A 19,949-nucleotide genomic window follows, 5' to 3' on the forward strand; every position below is an offset into this window, starting at 1 on the left:
TGTTTTGTTTATTTTTTAATTCCCCAGTTTTTATTCGGCTGCGGCCCCATTACAAAATGTAATTTTCCTCCCGCTAAAATCTGCTGATGTGTGATTGCTGTTTGATTGAATGCCTGACCGTTTAATATTGCCGACTGGATGTAATAATTTTTGTCTGAAACATTTTCTGCTTCGATTACAAATGTTTTTCCATCTTCAAGATTAAGGGTTGCTTTTTCGAAAATCGGACTTCCAATTTCGTATTCTCCCGAAGCCGGATTCATTGGATATAACCCCATTGAACTGAAAACGTACCATGCCGACATTTGTCCGCAGTCTTCGTTGCCGCTTAATCCGTTTGGTGTTGTATTGTATTGTGTGTCTAAAATGTGACGAACCCAATATTGTGTTCTCCAAGGCTGGCCCGCGTGATTGAACATATATGCAATGTGGTGGCTTGGTTCGTTTCCGTGCGCATACTGCCCGATTAATCCCGAAATATCTGCCGAAACATTGTTTCCTGTAATTTCTGAACTTTCTGTAAATAGTTGTTCTAAACGTTTTGTAAAGATTTCATTTCCACCATGAATCGAAATTAAATTATCGACATTATGAGGTACAAACCAGCTGTGCTGCCATGCATTTCCTTCTGTATAATCAGTATGTTCTCTGTGGTTAGAATGTTTAGGATCAAAAGGTTCGTTCCAAGATTTTCCATCTTCAGATTTTCCTCTCATGAATCCTGTTTTTGAATCAAATAAATATTGATACGCCTGAGAACGTTTTAAAAAAAACTGGTAATCTTCGGTTTTTCCTAATGCTTTTGCCATCTGCGCCACACACCAGTCATCATAAGCATATTCTAACGTGATGGTAACTGATTCGTCTAATACATTATAAGGAATATAACCGTATTTTTTGTAGAAATTCAATCCTCTTTCGTCCTGCATCATAGTCGTTTTCATGGCCTGATATGCTTTTTCGGCATCAAAACCTTTGATACCTTTTAAATACGCATCGACGATTACAGGAATGGAGTGATAACCTGTCATGGTATTGGTTTCATTAGCATATAATGTCCAAACCGGAAGTATTTTTTTAACATCGTAATATGTCAGCATTGAGTTTACAATGTCTGAAGTTTTGTCTGGCGCTAATAAAGTCAATAAAGGATTTTCGGCTCTAAAAGTATCCCATAGTGATAAGGTCGAATAAGCGGTATAATCTTTTGCTCTAACAATTTGATCATCCTCTTGTCTAAATTGACCGTTTTTATCACTATAGGTTACAGGGGCAACTTGTGCGTGATACAGCGCAGTATAGAAAATCGTTTTTAACGAATCTACTGGTGTTTCAACTTTAATTTTACTTAATGCGTTATTCCAAATCGAAGAAGCTTTTGTTTTTGTTTCATCGAAATTGATTTTTGGATCGTCTAAATTGTCTTTTGCGTTGGCTATACTTACTGATGAAAGCGCCACTTTTACAAACAATTCATTTGAGTTTTTCGAATCAAAAAATAATTGTGCCGAAGTATTTTCTCCGTCAGCTTTTTTAGCAGTAACGATTTGTTTATCAGCAGTTAAAACTGATTCCGAAATGGGTTTTGAAAATTTCGCTACAAAAAATACTTTTTGATTTTGCGCCCAGCCTTTACTATAACGGTAACCACTAATGGTGTATTCGTCTTCAATTGTAATTCCTGTTTTTAGGGCCTTATCCCAATTAATAGCAAATCCTAAATCGACCACAACAGATTGTTTGTCATTTTTAGCAAATGTGTATTTGTGATAAGCTGTTCTTTGTGAAGAAGTTAATTCTACATTGATCTTAGGATCCTCAAGAAAAACCTGGTAAGAACCCGGTGTTGCTTTTTCGTTAACATGATGGTATAATGATTTATAAGGTAATTGATCGCGTGAAGTTGTTTTGATTGTTAAATCGACTTTTTTATTGGTTGGCATGAATAAAATATCGGCCAGATCTCCAATTCCAGTTCCGCTTAAGTGTAAATGACTGAAACCAGATACAATAGAATCTGAATAATGATATCCTGAACACCAATCCCAGCTTGAGATTCCGTTATCTGGACTTACCTGAAGCATTCCAAAAGGAACAGTTGCTCCTGGATAAGTATGCCCATGTCCGCCTGTCCCAATAAAAGGATCTACATGGCTCACAAAATTATTTTTGTGATTCGTATTTTTGTTTACTTTTATTTTACAACTTGTAACCAGAATTACAAATAAAAGCGGCAGAATAAAATTCTTCATATAAAACAACCTTAATTTAACTTTAAATTTATATAAACTGGCTTTTTATTAAAACTTATTTAGACGGATAACATATAAACTTAGATAAACATCAAAAAAAGTCACAAAACACCCTCAGATTATGAATTTCAATTCTAGCAAATTATATCGCATCCCTTTGCATTATCATATCATCTTTTGGCTGACTTATTTCTTATTTAATACTTTTAGGTGGGGAAGTTATTTTAATGATTATGTCTATTCTTTTAAGACGAATCTGCTGGGATTTCCAATTCACATGACGCTGTGTTATTTGAATATTCTAATCTTTATGCCGTATTTGGTGTACCGAAAGAAATATGTACTGTATGTTCTTGCTGTTTTTTCGGCTATTTTTTTAATGGTCGTTCTAAAATTCAATCTTACCTATTTATTAATCACACATGATGTCTGGCCGGAAGGACCGCAGACTATCGACAAACTGACTTTAAATTATACGATTGATATGATGATGGGAGAATTGTATGTAATGACTTTTGTTACGGCAATTAAAATCACATTGGATTTCTTGAAAGAACAAAAACGTGTAACCGATCTTGAAAAATCACAGTTAGAAACTGAACTGCTTTTCTTGAAGTCACAGATTTCTCCGCACTTTTTCTTTAATACCTTAAATAATATTTATTCGCTTTCTGTAGAAAAATCAAATAAAACGCCAAAAATTGTTCTGAAGCTTTCTGAGTTAATGCGTTATATGCTTTATGATACAAGCGGTAAAAAACAGAGTTTAGAAAACGAGATTTTATGCATTCAAAATTACCTTGATCTTGAGCGAATTAGAAATGACGAAAGGCTCGAAGTAAATATGGAAGTATCGGGAGATATTCACGACAAGGAAATTTCTCCAGTGATTCTGCTGACATTTATCGAAAATGCTTTTAAGCACGGTGTAAACAAAAACACGGGAAAAGTACGTATTGATATTGATTTTAAAGTGAAAGGTGACTTTTTGCATTTTACCATTTCGAACCCGACACCAGAAATTACGCAGCATAAAGACAATTTTAACAAGTCAAGTGGTATAGGAATTGAAAATGTTAAAAAAAGACTTGAATTAGGTTATAATAAAGATGACTATAAGCTTTCTTTTAAAAATAAAAAGAATATTTTTGTCGTGAAACTTGTGATTAAAGTAACCTAAAAACAGCTTTTCCTCGTATATAAGTTTATCTGCTAAATTATTTTTTCGCTCAAAAATAACTAAGATTAAAGAAATGAAAATAAAATGTTTGATTATAGATGATGAGCCATTGGCAATCAACGTTATTAAAAATTACTTAGAACCGCTTGAAAATTTTGAGGTAATAAATACTTTCAGTAACCCAATCGAGGGATTGAATTTCCTGAAAAACAATACGGTTGATGTAATTTTCCTGGATATTAACATGCCTGTTCTGGATGGAATTAATTTTATCAAAAGTCTCGACAATCCGCCTTTATTAGTAATTACAAGTGCCTATAGCCAGTTTGCTATTGAAACTTACGAATTGGATGTTCTAGATTATCTGGTAAAACCAATTGAGTTTCCAAGGTTAATGAAAACACTGAACAAAGTCAGCAAAAGACTTGAAAACAAAGGAAATTCTGTTCAGGAAAGCAGTGGCGACAGTCCGTTTATTTTCGTGAAGATTGATAAAAAGAGAATGAAAAAGATTTTCTTCAACGAAATTTTAGTGATCGAAAGCTTAAAAGATTATTTAAAAATCAACACCACAACTGGTAAATATATTATTCACAGCACTTTATCCGATTTTACAGATTTACTTCCCGAAAAAAACTTTTTAAGAATCCATAGATCGTACACAATTGCCATTGATAAAATAGACGCTGTTGAAGGAAACAGCATTGAGATCGAAGGACTTCGCTACGTAATTGGAAGATCGTATATCGATCATGTAAAGCAAAGAATTTTGAACTCTTCTATTTAGGGAAAAGTTATAAGTAAGAAGTTAGATGTTAAACGTCTAATTTTATGAGACCTTTGTCAGAATTTGATATTTTGACAAAGGTTTTTTTATGCCGTTAAATGAGGAAAAGCTTTGCGCCCTTCGACTTCGCTCAGGGTGACAGACAAAGAACAAACTTCTAACATCTAACTTTTATAAAAACACAAAAAAAAATGCAGCCAACCACGGCTGCATTCAAAACTTGGTAACTAACCAAATAAACCACATGAAATAGTTTATTATATTTTAAAGATTTTCTTAGAAGAAATATCTCTTGAAAGCTTCGATTGCTGAATAGTCAGCTAAACCTAAAGCGTGATATTTTTCTGCAGTTAATCTGTTTCTGTCTTCTGCTCTAATCCAGAATTCTCGGCTGTCATCACCTTGGAACATTACACCATCTTTTTGTGACTGGTGGAAGAAAATGGCGTGACGTTTTTTAAGTACCTGATCCGGACTCATAGGAACTGCCATTTCAATTTGGTATGATTCCCATTCGTGCCAAGCACCTCTGTACAACCAAACCCAGCAGTCATCCATAAACGATTTGTGTTTTAATCTTTTTAAAGCTTCAAACAAACTGTCCAGACAAACTTTGTGTGTTCCGTGCGGATCTGCTAAATCTCCGGCTGCATAAATCTGGTGCGGTTTGATTCTTTCGATAATGTCACACATAATCTGGATATCGGCTTCGCCAAGATTATTTTTCTTAACCGTTCCTGTTTCGTAAAATGGCAGGTCAAGGAAATTTACGTTAGAATCTGGCACGCTTAAATATCGTGTTGCTCCTAAAGATTCACTTCTTCTAATTAAACCTTTCAGTTTTCTCACTTCAAGCAAATCGACATCGTTGCTTTTTTTGTTTTTTAGGAAGTTGATAATCGTATCCGCTTCTGTAGATTCAGGATTTAATGCTTTTGTAATTTCAGCAAATTTTAAAGCTTCTTCGTTTGAAACCGCAATATTTCCTGAAGTCTGGTACGCAATATGCACATCGTGCCCCTGCTCTACCAATCTGTCAAAAGTTCCTCCCATCGAAATAACATCATCATCAGGGTGTGGACTAAAAATGATAATTCTCTTTTTCTCCGGAGTTGCACGTTCCGGTCTGTACGTATCATCAGCATTTGGTTTTCCGCCCGGCCATCCTGTAATCGTTTGCTGCATTTTGTTGAACATTTTAATATTCAAATCGTATGCAGTTCCTTCTTCAGTCAGTACGCTTGACATTCCGTTATCGTTGTAATCTTTATCAGTAAGTTTAAGGAAAGGCTTTTTAGTCAATTCGCTTAACCAAACCACAGCTTTCAGCTTTAATTCGTCTGTCCAGATTACTGATTTTACTAACCAAGGCGTTTTTACTCTCGTTAATTCCGATGAAGCTTCCGTGTCTAATACAAAAGTTGTGTTGTTGTGCTGCTGTAAATACGTAGCCGGAACTCGAGATGAAATTTCACCTTCGATTGTTTTCTTTATAATAGATGCTTTGCTGATTCCCCATCCAAGAAGTACAATTCTTTTGGCATTTTTTACTGTACCAATTCCCATTGTAATCGCTTTTCTAGGCACATTGTCAATTCCTAAGAAAGAGGATGCCGCATCAACACGCGTTAAATGATCTAATGTAATGCTTCTGGTTCCAGAATTAACGTGAGATCCCGGTTCGTTGAACCCAATATGTCCTGTTCTTCCAATTCCAAGAAGCTGAAAATCCAATCCGCCGTATGCTTTGATTTTCATTTCATAATCGATGCAATATTGCTGAAGGTCTTCATTGCTGATGCTTCCGTCAGGAATATTAATATTTTGAGGCTGAATGTCAACATGATTAAAAAGGTGCTCATGCATGAAATACCAGTAACTTTGAATATCATTTTTATCCATTGGATAATACTCATCTAAGTTGAAGGTAACTACATTTGCAAAACTCAATCCTTCTTCTTTATGAAGACGAACTAATTCTTCGTATACTTTTATAGGAGAAGATCCTGTTGCCAAACCTAAAACACAAGGCTCGTTCAATTCTTCTTTTCTCTGAATGATATTGGCTATTTCTTGAGCTACTAAAATCGAAGCTTCTTTAGACGATTCGAAAATAACATTATGTATTTTTTCAAAACGCGTTTCTTCGAACTTTCCTGCTTCTTTGAAATTTATACTTTCTTTAATCATTTGCCTGTTGTTGTAATTATTTAGTATAAAATTAAATATTACATAATGTAAATAATCAAAAATTCGACTAATAACCTGTAAGCTTCGCTATAGGACAAAATTTGTAACTTTAAGCAAAATCATTCCAATCCAAAACTGGATTACGGCGTTTCGATTACGTTTATTTCAGCGATAGAAACCGTTGATGTCTTTGCCACTCCTGATGTCGCCACGAAACGAATATATCTTGCTTTGGTTTTCTTAAAAGTTTTAACCTGCTCGATTGGATTGTGTTTGATATTCGAAAATTCTCCCTGCGACTGTAGTTTCCATGTTACATTATCAGTGCTGGTGTAAAATTCGTAATTGGAAATCAAATTCAAATTGTGGCCAACCTGCTGTGGCAAATACGTAAAACCATTTATAGTTAAAACGGTTCCCATATCGATTGTAATTTCCTGCGGCAATTTGTTTTCTTCACTACCAAAAGCCCATTCTGTATTTGGATTTCCATCGATAATTCGGTCTGCTGATTTTAAATCACCGCTTGATACTTTGCTGATTTTCCAGTTTTCTTTAGAAGCACCATATTTTGCAGTTTTCACAGCACTTCTTATTTTTTCTGTATCATTAAAAGAAATGGCTTTTATCTGAACGGCTTTATTGTATCGGAATACACCTTTATATAAGGTACTTTTTTCGGTTGGATTGGTTCCATCAACCGTATAATAAATAGGATTTCCTTCTTCTGATTTTAAGGTAACATCACCATTTCGGTCACGGCTGATTTCAGGCATACGCACAAAAGTAGGCGCATTATAAGCCTGAATAGTCGAGATTACAATACTTGCTTTCGAATCCGTAATATTGATTCTGATAGCTGATGCTTCCACTCTTTCGATTCTTAAAATTCTTTTGTAACCAATGGTCGTTTCTGCTGCCACAGTTTTCCATTTTCCATCGACTTTCACCTCAACATTAAACGATTTTACTCTTTGTCCAAGAGCAATGTCTTCTTGCAAAAGAATACGATCTACGGCAGTTGGTTTATCAAATTCAAAAGTAATAGAAGCTGTGTTGATAGTATCGTCTGTTGCCCAGTACGTTTTTTTATTTCCATCTGCGACATTTTTTGCTGCAAATTCTATACTGTTTCCTCTCACATTATCGGCAGAAATTTTACTTCCGGCTAATAGTTCGGTTTTAAAATCGGCTTTTATGGTAGATACTAATTCTTTTAATCGGGCTTCGTCATTTTCATGAACCAAACCTCTTCTGTCAACCGGAAGATTCAATAATAAAGTAGCATTTCTTCCGATTGATTCATAATAAATATCGACCATTTCATCCAGCGGACGCACTTTATCGTCTTCTGTCGCATGATAAAACCATCCCGGTCGTATTGAAACATCGGCTTCGCCTGGAACCCATTTTTCGCCATTTTCATGTCCCGACATAAATTCGGTATAATGTACTTTTCCAGCTAATTCATCTTTCTGGCGTAAAAGTGACCAATTTGTTTTTCCGGCGCGTCCTTCTTCATTTCCAATCCATCTGGCTTCTGATGGGCCAATTCCCCAAACCAACGTTTTTGGAGCAATACTGTAAATTAGTTTATACGTTTCGTCCCAATTGTAATATTCTAATGTATTGATTTTTCGAGTTTCATTTGCTCCGCCATAGTAACCGTCACCGCCATTTGCTCCGTCAAACCACATTTCAAAAACATCTCCGTAATTCGTCAATAATTCTTTCAGCTGGTTTCTGAAATAGGTGATATATTCAGGTTTTCCGTATTCAGCATGGTTTCTGTCCCAAGGAGAAAGGTACAACCCTAATTTTAAATCATATTCTTTACAGGCCGCAGCGAGTTCTTTTACCAAATCGCCTTTTCCATTTTTCCACGGTGAATTTTTCACCGAACGTTCTGTATAAGCCGACGGCCATAAACAGAATCCGTCATGATGTTTGGCAACGAGAATTATTCCTTTCATTCCGGCTGCTTTTACAATACGTGCCCACTGACGAACATCTAAATTCGTCGGGTTAAATAAGGCTGGAGATTCATCGCCGTAACCCCATTCTTTATTGGTAAAAGTGTTTAACGAAAAATGCACAAAAGCATAAAATTCCATTTCCTGCCAATCCAGTTGTTTCTGTGTTGGAAGCGGTCCAAACGGCTCTGGAGCTTTTACATTTTTTTGACTATTAATTGAAGATGTGATGCAGAACAAACACAAAAAGAGAAAAACATTTTTCATCGTGCGGTGATTAATAACACATTATTAAAATAGGAACAACACAATATTAATGTAAATTACTATTTTAATAATCATTATTTCGACCAACAACGGATTTAGAATGTTTTTAGTAAATCGTTAGAGTAAAAAGAAGCTTTTTAAGTTAATTTCTGTTTCACAACAAGAAACATTTTTTATGATACCGAAGAACGATTTCCAACTAAAATAATAATTTCGGGACGGATTCTATCAGTAATCCATTCTTTCTGCTGAACCGAAATTTCATCTAAAATCTTATCATTTTTGCAGATTGAAATCCAGCAATACATCTTCAATAAATTCATCGTAAATGTTTTGCATTCTTTCTGGATTTTTAAAATCTATGGCTCCAATTTTTGACAATACACTGTTTAATCTGTTCTCTGTTATATAATTTCTGAGATCGTCAATTAAAAAAGCCAGTTCTTCTGAGTACGAAGAAACCTTAGGAATATACGACCAATTTTGTGCCTGATGGAATTTTTGCTCTTTAAACTCAGTGTTCTTTAGTTTTATTATAGGCCTTTCTTCATCATGAATAAGCCCGTTATGTTTTAAGGGTTTTAATACAATTCCTTCAATTAGATTTTGTTCTACGGCAGGCAGATTGAGCAAAGCAGGAATTGTTGAATTTATTCTTTTATTAAATTCCATAGCTTCATTCAATTTTCCTGCAAAGAGGATTTGAGCATGAAAAACAGCAAATTTCTCGAAGTATGACACAGCAAGTTCATAATCGAGATATTCTTTTTTACCGTCTTTTTCAAAAGCCATATCAAAAGCACAAAACCGAACTTCCGGCGAATAATACACTCCTGTTTGAATAGCTTGCACATTTGGATTAGGAACTACATCTGGATGCGGATAATGTCCACCGAAGAGTTCACCATAAATAATATATTTATCGGCTTTAAAATCAATACTAAATTGTTCAAAAAGAGATATGATGCGAGTTTCTATTTCGTTTACAACAGTTTGGAAGCCAAAGAAATCATCACTCCATTTTAAAAGATCTTTCCTTTTTGCAAATTGTAAATTCCTATTTTGATAAACGAAACTAAAATTGGCTCCGTGTATTTTTTCTGTCACTACCCATTTCAACCTGTTCATGTCTTTAATCAGCTTTTCATTCTGCCCATACTGATTAAAGTTTTCAGGCATTTTTTCATATTCAGAAAAATGATCCATTGCTTTTATATGTATTTTAAACGAATGATCTCTAAACTCTTACGATAAAGAATTTAGAGATCATTTTATTTTAACTAAATAAATATTCAGATTAAAATTAATCTTTGGCAAACTTAGCCAATATTTTTTAAATCTGAAAGTTTATACTTACAAAGCGATTATTTCACATTCAAAAACTGAAAACTGGTCGGATCTGCCACAATTTTACCGTCTTTGAATTCTATTGAAATCATTCCTGCTTTTCTTGGAGAAACACCGCTTGCGCTGTAATGAGTATGCAGCACATAATGCATTTTGTTATTTTTATCCCAGAAAACGTCGCCGTGTCCGATTCCGTTTTGATTGGTATTTTTTCTGCTGATGATTGGGCTGTCTGTAGCTTTTTCCCAAGGTCCAAGCGGACTTTTACTGGTGGCATAACCAACAGCATAATCAATATTTCTGAAATCATTAGCCGAATAAATCATGTAATACAAACTGTTGTGTTTTACAACCGTTGGTCCTTCTGTAACTGGCCAGCTTACATTTTGTGTGTTTTCCCAAGGCAGAACTCCAGAAATACATTCGGTTAACGTTTCTGGTTTTATACTTTGAAAATCATCGTTAATTTCAGCCACAAAAATTCGGTTTCCGTTTGTTAAGCGGACATGATACAGGTATTTTTTTCCGTCTTCATCAATAAAAATAAAAGGATCAATCTGGTTTCCGGTTTTAATGATCGGTTCTTTGGATTCGTTTTTAAATGGCCCTAACGGACTATTGCTTGTGGCAAATGCAATGTTTTCATTTGCGGTATAAATCATGTAAAATTTATTTTGATACTGAAGAATCTGCGGAGCCCAGAAACCTTTGTCTCCAAAAGCATCTCCTTTTTTAAAAGCCAGTCCGCTTTGTGCTCCCACAGGGCCTTTCCAATCTTTTAAATCTGATGAGGTATAGACTTGAAATCCTTCGCCGTTTGGAAAATCGCCGCTTGTCGTTCCGTATAAATAATACAATCCGTTGTTGTAGAAGATGGTTGGATCTGCTAACAAAATTGTATTGGCTTTTGTTTCTTTTGGTTGGTCTGTGTTTTTTTCCTGTGAACAGGCTGCGAAAACACAAAGCAACGTTATTATAGATAGTGTCTTTTTCATTTTTTATTGATTTTGATGGTACATTTTTTAACCGCAAAGAGCGCAAGGAATTACGCAAAGGGTGCAAAGTCTTTTTGTCTCCCTGAGCGAAGTCGAAGGGCACAAAGCTATTCTTCATTTTTTTGTCATTTAGAGGAACTCGTAATTTGCTAAACTTTGCGTTTCTTCGACTTCGCTCAGGATGACAAAAAGTAATAAAAACTTAGCGACCTTTGCGCAATTCCTTGCGTTTCTTTGCGGTTAAATTATTTTTTCACAGAAAACTGATAATAAGAAACTGTATGGTATTTCTCTCCCGGTTTTAAAACAATCGGAGCGAATTTAGGCTGGTTTATGGCATCTGGAAAATGCTGTGTTTCTAAAGCAAATGCTGTTCTAAAATCATCTTTTGCTCCTGATTTAAAGGTGTTTTTAGACTGCATGAAATTACCACTGTAAAACTGTAATCCCGGTTCCTGAGTATAAATATCCAATGTGATTCCCGATTTATCTCCTGAAATTGTTGCCGCATGATTTAGTCCATTTTTCTTGGTTACGTTTAGGGCGTAATTGTGATCGTAACCTTTTCCGAATGTTAACTGTTCGTCTTTGGTTTCAATTCTTTCACCAATAGTATGTTTTGAAGTAAAATCAAATACGGTATTTTTTACCGGTTTTAATTCACCGCTCGGAATTAAACCTTCGTCAACTGGCGTAAATTCGTTGGCATAAATTTGTAATTCGTGGTTTAAGATTGTCCCGCTTCCTTCTCCATTTAAATTAAAAAAGGCGTGATTGGTTAAATTGACAATCGTAGTTTTATCAGTAGTTGCTTCGTATTCCATTTTAACCGAATTATCATCAGTAAGTGTATAGGTTACTTTTACCGATAAATTCCCCGGAAAACCTTGTTCGCCGTCTGGTGAAACATACGTGAATGCCAATGTTTTTTCATCTGTTTTTTCAGCATTCCAAACTACATCCTGAAAACCTTTTATGCCGCCATGCAAAGCATTTTTTCCATTATTCAGCGGAACCTGATATTGTTTTCCTTCTAAAGTAAATTTCCCTTTTCCAATTCGGTTTCCAACTCTTCCAATTGTAGCTCCAAAATAAGGTTCTGTAGAAGTTTTAAAGCCTTTTGCACTGTTCATTCCCACTACTACATCGGTTTGTTTTCCGTTTTTATCCGCAACCCAAAGTCCGATTAACCTTCCTCCGTAATTGGTAAAAGCGGCTTTTATGCCTTTGTTTTCAATCCAGTACAAACTCACTTTTTTACCATCGATTATAGTATCAAAATTTTTAGTTTCTAAAACTGTTTTTACAGAATCAGTTTGGATTTCTGTATTGTCTTTTGTAGAAGTTTCTTCTTTTTTATTGTCTTTACAACTAAATTGAAAAAGTGCAAGCATTACAACCGCAGCGATTTGAATATTTTTCATTTTTACGAATATTAAAAGTTGCTATTATTTCGACGGAATTGCCAATTTAATTCCTTCACTTACCGGTTCTCCCAAAACTGGAAATCCGTTGGCATCCCATTCTATTTTCTGCATTCTTGGTGATCTTTTGTTACCGCATCCTTCTCCCGGATTAGAATTGGCGTGGTATAAAATCCAGTCTTCTTTTCCATCTGGAGATTTAAAAAATGAATTGTGTCCCGGAGCGTACACTTTATTTTTATCGGATTGTTTAAAAATGGGGTGAGGTGATTTTTTCCATGCCGAAGCCTCTAATAAATTATCTCCGCCGTTAAATGTCAACAATCCTAAAGAATAGAAATCTGTCCAGCATCCGCTTGCCGAAAACACGATGAAAACTTTTCCGTTTTTTTCTAAAAACTGAGGCCCTTCATTTACATTTACCTGTGCTGGATTTACATCATCATGCAAGGCGCCGTGTGTTTCCCAATCGTTTGTGGGTGAAGAAATCATAACTCGATCTCCTTCAATTTCCAGCGGATTTTTCATTTTGGCGATGTAGATATTCTGCTGTCCGTTAGTATCGCCTTCCCAGCCGGCCCAAATCATGTACAATTGTTTTTTATGTTCGAATACATTTCCGTCAATGGCCCATTTATCGGTTTTGGCAGCGATTTTTCCTTTGAATTCAAAATTGCCTTTAAACGGATCTGATGATTTGTTTTCTAAAACATACATTCTGTGATTGTTGTTGTCGCCGTTATCTGCAGCGAAATAGCAATACCATTTTCCGTTTATGATATGAAATTCCGGCGCCCATATTTCAGCTGAATAATCCGTTCCTTTTGGCGGTGTCCAAATAACTTTACTTTCTGCATTTTTAATGTCCGAAAGGTCTTTTGTTTTCCATAAAGTCAATTTATTCCCCAGTGTATTCGTGTAATAGTAATATCCTTTATAATAGGTACTATAAGGATCTGCTCCTGATGGAAGAATGGGATTGGTGAAGGTTTTCTGCTGTGCAAAACTTATTGTGGTAAGCAGCAAAAGAATTAGGTGTTTTTTCATTTTATTGTTTTTGGCTTAATTTTTTTAACACATAGAAACATAGTTTTTTTATCTGTAAAAAAGGCGTTTCACTTGTTTAAATAAACATAGCAATGCTGGTAATCTTTGTGAACCCAAGTTGAAACTTTGGGCTATGTTTGCTTTGTTTGTGTACAAACATCTTTGCTAAGCTTTGCCAAATTTTGAAACTTTAACAAAGCTGTTAGCATGCGTTTTTTTTTAACATCCTGCTATGTGTGGAAACTAGTTCTTCTTAAAACTTTTTTCATCACTTAGAAAAAACCTATGTTTCTATGTGTTTAAAAATTATTTATTTAGTGCATTAATAACCTCAGTATTAATTTTATTTACAGCTTTGAAATCCATTTTGTCTACTTTTCTATCGTAGGTCATGAAACCGTTTACTTCGCCTTCAACATCGGTTGTTTGGGTGTAAACTGCTGCCGAAAATCCAGTTTTGACGTAGTTCTTAAGGATTTGAGCATATTTAGTATATTCTGCAGTAACTTCTGCCTGATTTTTAAATTTGACGTAACCCCAATTGTCATTTGCTCTCCATAAATGTCCTTCTAAAGGAAGACCGATTCCGCCGTATTCGCCTAAAACGGTAACTCTTCTGGCATCATACAAATACATTTCTGGTCCAGGATAATTATGTAAATCTAAAATATCTCCGGTTTGGAAATGATTCCCTCCGCTTGAAGAATTCGTTAGTCGGCTTGGATCGTGATTTTTGGTCCATTCTGTAATTTCGACGGTTTTGAATTGCCCCCAAGCTTCGTTAAACGGAACCCAAACCACAATACTTGGATAGGAATACAAATGATCCATGATTTCTCTCCATTCTTTTTTATAGATTTCTTCTGATTTTGGCGAACGTTGTAATTCTGTTCCATCGAAGTATTTTTTGTTCTGCCAGATCGGCTGATCGTCTCCACTTGGCATATCCTGCCAAACCAAAATCCCTAACTGGTCGCAATGCGTGTACCAGCGTTCTGGTTCTACTTTTACGTGTTTACGAATCATATTAAAACCTAATTCTTTTGTTTTGATGATATCGTATTTTAAAGCTTCGTCAGTTGGTGCCGTATATAATCCGTCTGGCCACCAGCCTTGATCTAAAGGCCCGAATTGGAAATAGTCTTTGTTATTCAACTGCATTCTCATGATGCCGTTTTCGTCTCTTTTGGATGAGATTTTACGCATGGCGAAATAACTTTTCACCTCATCAACTATTTTATTTTTACTGATTAATCGAACTTTTGTCTGGTACAAAAATGGATTTTCGGGACTCCATAATTTTGGTGTATTTAAAACAATATCATTGCTTTCGCCAACAACTGCTTTTTCTTTGGCAATTTCATTTCCATTATCAAAAACTGAAATTTCTACTACATCTCCTTTTTCTGCTCCAGACACATCTGCTTTTATGCTGATCGTATTTTGGTCGATATTGGGTGTGGTGTGTAATGAAGCAATACTTTTAGCATTAACCGGTTCAATCCAAACCGTCTGCCAGATTCCGGTAACTGGTGTGTACCAGATTCCTTCTGGATTTTTAACTTGTTTTCCTCTTGGCTGAGGCCCATCGTTTGAAGGATCCCAAACTTTTACAACCAATTTCTGATTACTTCCTTTTTTGATAAAAGGTGTAATATCAAATGAAAATGGTGTGTATCCGCCAGTATGTGAACCAACTTTTATATCGTTAATAAAAACTTCTGTTTTCCAGTCAACTGCACCAAAATGCAAGAGGATATTTTTACCATTCCAGCCAGATTCAATCGAGAAATTAGTTTCGTACCAAAGTTCGTTTTTAGAACCTACTTCTTTCATAACACCAGACAAACTGGATTCTGCTGCAAACGGAACCAAAATCTGCCCATCATATTTTGAAGGCGCTGTTTTTCCAAACTCTTGAATGGCATAATTCCATAATCCATTCAGGTTTTTCCATTGGCTTCGCTCCATAATCGGACGGGGATATTCAGGTAACGGTTTTTTCGCATCGACCTGTTCTGCCCATTTTGTTTTGATTTTATCTCCCTGCGGTTTCCATTGTGCATGAACCATACAGCTTAAAAAAAGTGCCGCTAAAACTGTAGTTTTTTTAATCATCTTTATTGTTTTTGTGCAGTAATTTTACTCTCACTGCCATTTCTTTTTTGTTACTCATAAAACAAATTACCAGGCAATATCCACAGTGCCTGGTAATTCTCAAACACTAACATTAACTAACCTTATTTTTTAGTTATGAGTTATGAATTAGAAGTTATGAGTTGGGTTATTAATTATTTTATTTCCGATTAAATAATCTTTGTTTTATTAACTCAAAAAACGTACGACCTCAACTCATAACTCATAACTCATACTTTATAACTTTTTTGTAATACCGAATTTCTTTACCAGATTATCGTATTCTTTTTTAGAGATTGTAATCATACAGCCGTGACGTACTTTTTCTGGAAAACTGTATTTGTCCCAATCTGAGAAAAAGGTGTAGCCAGAGGCTTGAAACCAAGGTCCGTTTAGGTTATCTGCAATCGATAATCCGTATGAAACTCCTGGGTATTGTTCGTAATACATGTACCATATTTTATCATCTGGAGAAGGAATCAACATTGGCGCTTCTCTAAAGTTTGGACTGATAGATTGCTGGGGCAAAGAATAAGGTCCTAAAAGGGATTTTGATTTGGCAATTCGGATGGTTTTTCCAGTTGTCCAATACAAAGTTGGATACGTTTCGTCTTTAATTACAGCGTAGTAAGAATCGCCGACTTTACGGATAAATACATCAATCGTTCCCATATCCCAATCGAATAAACGGTTTGGTGGTCCTTCAAATGTTTTTAAATCTTTAGATAAAACATATAACGTTCGCTGACTTGCCCAATAACGTTCTCCGTCTTCTTTTGTTCCTTCTAAATGTGGTGTATGCCACGTCATGATAAACTTTTGAGAAGGTTCATCATAATATAATTTTGGTGCTCCAATTCGCTGTAAAGCGTTTGAATAATCGGGTGTACTTTTTAAATCGGGTGTATAATCGGAATGTTTTTTCCAAGTAATTAAATCGTCTGAAACCCAGATATTGATACTTTTTGCATCATCGCTTGTATTTCCTGCGATGTAATATTTTCCGTCTGGTCCTTTGCAGATATCCGGATGTCCTTTGTATTCTTCAAAAACGCGTTTTCCGCTGTTGAGGTTTTCCCAATGAAGACCATCTAAACTAACCGAATAATACAATCGGCCGTAATCATTGTGCGTCATGTGCGCAAAAAGATAGGCTTCATTTTTTGGTTTTCCATTTCCTTTTACTTGTCCCGGCGGATCTGGTTGTTGTGCTTTCGCAGAAAATCCGATCACGATTGCTGTTATTAAAAGGAGTTTTTTTATGGTGTTTTTTTTCATGTTGCTTGGTATTAAAATGTTGCCACTAATTCCACTAATTTTCACTACTTTTTTATTTGCCACAGATTAAAAGGATTAAAAATGATTTTTTTCTGCTGCAACATAAAACATAGCCCAAGGTTGAAACCTTGGGTACGCAATGAATTTCCGCACGCCGTGTTCCCAAGGTTGAAACCTTGGGCTATGTTTGAAAAAAATCATTTTAATCTATGAATCCCGATAGCTATCGAATGTGGCAAAATAATTTTCTAATTATCAAATTGACACATTCTCTAATTAACTTTTATTCGCCTCAGCTGTCATTTTTTTAATGAAATCAGTTTCAGCTTTGATGTATGGTGTTCCGTCTGTATGAAGTACTTCGTGGAACCATACTTTTGGTTCTGCTGTATAGGTTTTAGTCCAGCTGTCCCAAGCGTATTTGGTTTGTGTTTTTCCGTCCACAAATCCCCAATTGATCATACCCACATTGTATTTTCTGGCAATTGATAAAAATCCTTCGAAAGTACTTCCGTTTGGTCTTGCCATGTATTCTGTACACAACAATGGTTTTCCGTAACGCTGTAATTGTTTGATTACTTTTTCGAAATCTGCTGGTGTGTTGTAATTGTGGAAGGAAACAATATCTGATTGTTCGATCTGCATTTTGTGCATTGGTGCCATTTTAGCTTCGTCACTCCAATCGCCAACCCAAACTCCAGAAGTTAATGGCTGCGATGGATTGCTTTCTCTCGCCCATCCAAAAGCATCTTTTAAAAGAGGCAGAACCAAATCGACTTTGTTTTTAATTTCTACTTTTTCGTAAGATGGCCCCGTCATGTTGTCTGGTTCGTTCCAAACATCCCATCCTAAAATACGGTTATCGTCTTTGAATTTTGCTACAGTTTCTTTTACGTATTTTTCTAAACGAGGATATTGTGTTTTATCCTGAAGCACTTTTTGCCCCGGACTTTGAACCCATCCTGAATTGTGTGTATGCGGTTTGGGAGCGCGTTGTTTTCCTAAAGCAGGAAACGGATCCCAGCAAGAATCAAATAAAACAAAAAGTATTTTAATGTGGTGTTTATCAGCAATTCCTAAAAAAGTATCCATGCGCTTGTAAAGTCCCTCTGCATCTTGCTGGTGCAATAAATCGTGCAAATACACACGCATTACATTCATCCCAAGACCTTCTGCCCAGCCCAATTCCTGATCGATTCTTTTTGGATCAAAAGTATCTTCCTGCCACATCTCTAATTGATTTATAGCTGTGCTAGGAGAATAATTCGCGCCTACTAACCAAGGTTGTGCTGCATACCATTTATTGGCCTGATCTTTTGTCCAAATTTCTCTTTTTTCTACTGAAGCGGTTTCACTTTTCTTGTCTTCGGGATTACTTTTTTTGTTGTTGCAGCTAAGCAATACCAGCCCTGCTAACATAAATGTCAGACACAATTTTACCTTTCTCATTATAAATGTTGTTTATATTATGAACAATTGTTCTTTTATGATAAGGGAATCAGATTGATCGTCTGATTCCCTAAAAATTAATTTTAATATCCAGAATTTTGATCCAGATTTGGATTATTGTCTACGTCAACTTGTGGAATTGGCATTCTGTGATTTTTCCCTACTGTAAAGTTTTTAAAGTCAGGATCACGAAGTGCAATTTTATCAACAGAAGCTTGAGAGTTTAAATCTCCCCAACGTTTTAAATCTTCCCAACGCACACTTTCGCCACATAATTCTAAAACTCTTTCCATTTTTAAACGTTCTAAGAATTTATCGTGGTCGGTTCCAATTTCTGGGTGAGCAGTTGCTAATGTGTTCATATTCACACGGGCTCTTACCATATCAACATATTGGTAAGCATCTGATGTTTTTCCTAATTCGTTTAAAACTTCGGCGTAACGCAATAAAATATCAGCGTAACGAACTAATCTATAGTTTACCTGGCTGTAGTAATCTTCATTATTTCTGTAATAATCACGGCTTCCTTTTCTAAACCATGCTTCGTTGTTATTCCATTCCCAGTTTCTATCGTATGTTTTATCTCCAAAATCAGCTAATAAATCAGGATAGTACAAAGTCCATCTTAAACGAGTATCTAGGTTACCATCTTTGTTTTTCTCTTCTTTGAAAGCATTTACTAACCAAAAACGAGCTTGTCCGTCTGACCATCCAATTCCTCTTGGTGCAAAAAACTGACAACGGTTACTGGAAACTGCTGCATTTTGATCTTCTCCAGTTCCTCCTTTTCTTTGATCTCCAAATTGAATTTCAAAAACTGATTCGCTGTTGTTTTCATTTACATCTGTAAAATTGTCTCTGTAATTAGACACTAAACTGTACTTCGCTCCTGCTCCTGTAATTAAATATTCCAGAGCGCCTTTTGCTTCTGTCCATTTGTGCTGCTGCATATATACTTTTGCCATAAAAGCTTTTGCGGCACCTTTATCAGGTCTTCCCAATTGGTCAGCTGACCAGCTGCCAGGTAAATCTTCATACGATTCATTTAAGTCTTTTTCGATTTGAGCCCAGATTTCAGTTACTTTTTTCTGCTGAGGTAAATCTGCTGGTGTAGACGGATCTAAAACCAGTGGAATATCTTCCCAGATTACTGCTGCATAATAGTAATGTAAGGCTCTGAAAAACTTTGCTTGAGCAATGATTTTCTTTTTATCATCTTCATTTTGAAAAGTGATATTCGGCACATTTGCTAAAACCTGATTACATCTAAAAATCGCTTTGTAAGTATCTCTCCACGTTACTGCGTTTCCTTCCCAGAAATTATAATTGATGTAATTGAATCTTGTCCAGTCTGCTAATTCTGTCCACGGACTTACGCTATATCCTTCATCAGAAGTTAGGTCTAAGCGAAAATACATCCATCTTGCCCACAAACCATCTTTGTAAAACATGGCATAAATTGAATTAACACCAGATTGTGCATCACTTTCTGTTTTCCAATACTGATCTGTTGTGATATCATTTGGGCTGTTTAAGTCTAATTCATTTTCACAAGCTGTAAAAACAAGACCTAAAAAAGCTGCGGTTATTATTATTATTTTTTTCATTATGCTGTTTTTTAAAA

Annotated in this window: 13 protein-coding genes; 2 read left to right on the forward strand and 11 right to left on the reverse strand. The window is 35.6% G+C overall.

Annotation, left to right across the window (positions count from 1 at the left end; genetic code table 11):
• Positions 1-8: 8 nt before the first annotated feature.
• Positions 9-2,252: a GH92 family glycosyl hydrolase gene (locus J0383_RS05415; protein ID WP_207297426.1), complete on the reverse strand. Its 2,244-nt coding sequence runs from the start codon at positions 2,250-2,252 to the stop codon at positions 9-11.
• A 121-nt stretch (positions 2,253-2,373) separates the two neighbouring features.
• Between J0383_RS05415 and J0383_RS05420 the strand changes: the two genes are divergently transcribed.
• Both J0383_RS05420 and J0383_RS05425 read left to right on the forward strand, forming a co-directional pair.
• Positions 2,374-3,432 (forward strand): sensor histidine kinase, encoded by a 1,059-nt coding sequence (locus J0383_RS05420; RefSeq protein WP_207297427.1) that lies wholly within the window; start codon positions 2,374-2,376, stop codon positions 3,430-3,432.
• Positions 3,433-3,505: 73 nt separating this feature from the next.
• Positions 3,506-4,219, forward strand: coding sequence for a LytR/AlgR family response regulator transcription factor (locus J0383_RS05425; protein ID WP_207297428.1), 714 nt, complete (start codon positions 3,506-3,508; stop codon positions 4,217-4,219).
• Positions 4,220-4,495: 276 nt separating this feature from the next.
• Here the strand turns inward: J0383_RS05425 and nagB are convergent, their stop codons facing one another.
• From nagB to J0383_RS05475, 10 genes are all read right to left on the reverse strand, one after another.
• The gene (gene nagB, locus J0383_RS05430) at positions 4,496-6,409 is read right to left on the reverse strand and encodes a glucosamine-6-phosphate deaminase (protein WP_207297429.1); all 1,914 of its coding nucleotides are present in this window, start codon (positions 6,407-6,409) and stop codon (positions 4,496-4,498) included.
• A gap of 140 nt (positions 6,410-6,549) precedes the next feature.
• Positions 6,550-8,649 (reverse strand): alpha-L-fucosidase, encoded by a 2,100-nt coding sequence (locus J0383_RS05435; RefSeq protein ID WP_207297430.1) that lies wholly within the window; start codon positions 8,647-8,649, stop codon positions 6,550-6,552.
• 276 nt (positions 8,650-8,925) lie between these two features.
• Positions 8,926-9,855 carry an RNA ligase family protein gene (locus J0383_RS05440; protein WP_207297431.1) on the reverse strand — a complete coding sequence of 310 codons (930 nt, stop codon included), beginning with the start codon at positions 9,853-9,855 and terminating at the stop codon, positions 8,926-8,928.
• 158 nt (positions 9,856-10,013) lie between these two features.
• Positions 10,014-10,991: a glycoside hydrolase family 43 protein gene (locus J0383_RS05445; RefSeq protein ID WP_207297432.1), complete on the reverse strand. Its 978-nt coding sequence runs from the start codon at positions 10,989-10,991 to the stop codon at positions 10,014-10,016.
• Between the two features lie 245 nt (positions 10,992-11,236).
• On the reverse strand, positions 11,237-12,415 hold the full coding sequence (locus J0383_RS05450; protein ID WP_207297433.1) for an aldose epimerase family protein: 1,179 nt from the start codon (positions 12,413-12,415) through the stop codon (positions 11,237-11,239).
• Positions 12,416-12,439: 24 nt separating this feature from the next.
• Positions 12,440-13,462, reverse strand: a complete 1,023-nt coding sequence (locus tag J0383_RS05455) for a glycoside hydrolase family 43 protein (protein WP_207297434.1) — start codon at positions 13,460-13,462, stop codon at positions 12,440-12,442.
• A 306-nt stretch (positions 13,463-13,768) separates the two neighbouring features.
• Entirely contained in the window at positions 13,769-15,580 is a 1,812-nt protein-coding gene (locus J0383_RS05460) for a glycoside hydrolase family 2 protein (RefSeq protein ID WP_207297435.1), read from the reverse strand.
• Between the two features lie 255 nt (positions 15,581-15,835).
• Positions 15,836-16,876 (reverse strand): glycoside hydrolase family 43 protein, encoded by a 1,041-nt coding sequence (locus J0383_RS05465; RefSeq protein WP_207297436.1) that lies wholly within the window; start codon positions 16,874-16,876, stop codon positions 15,836-15,838.
• 276 nt (positions 16,877-17,152) lie between these two features.
• Entirely contained in the window at positions 17,153-18,325 is a 1,173-nt protein-coding gene (locus J0383_RS05470; protein WP_207297437.1) for a glycoside hydrolase 5 family protein, read from the reverse strand.
• Between the two features lie 83 nt (positions 18,326-18,408).
• Positions 18,409-19,932, reverse strand: a complete 1,524-nt coding sequence (locus tag J0383_RS05475; RefSeq protein WP_207297438.1) for a RagB/SusD family nutrient uptake outer membrane protein — start codon at positions 19,930-19,932, stop codon at positions 18,409-18,411.
• Positions 19,933-19,949: the final 17 nt, after the last annotated feature.

Source organism: Flavobacterium endoglycinae, from assembly GCF_017352115.1.
GTDB classification, from domain to species: Bacteria; Bacteroidota; Bacteroidia; order Flavobacteriales; family Flavobacteriaceae; genus Flavobacterium; species Flavobacterium endoglycinae.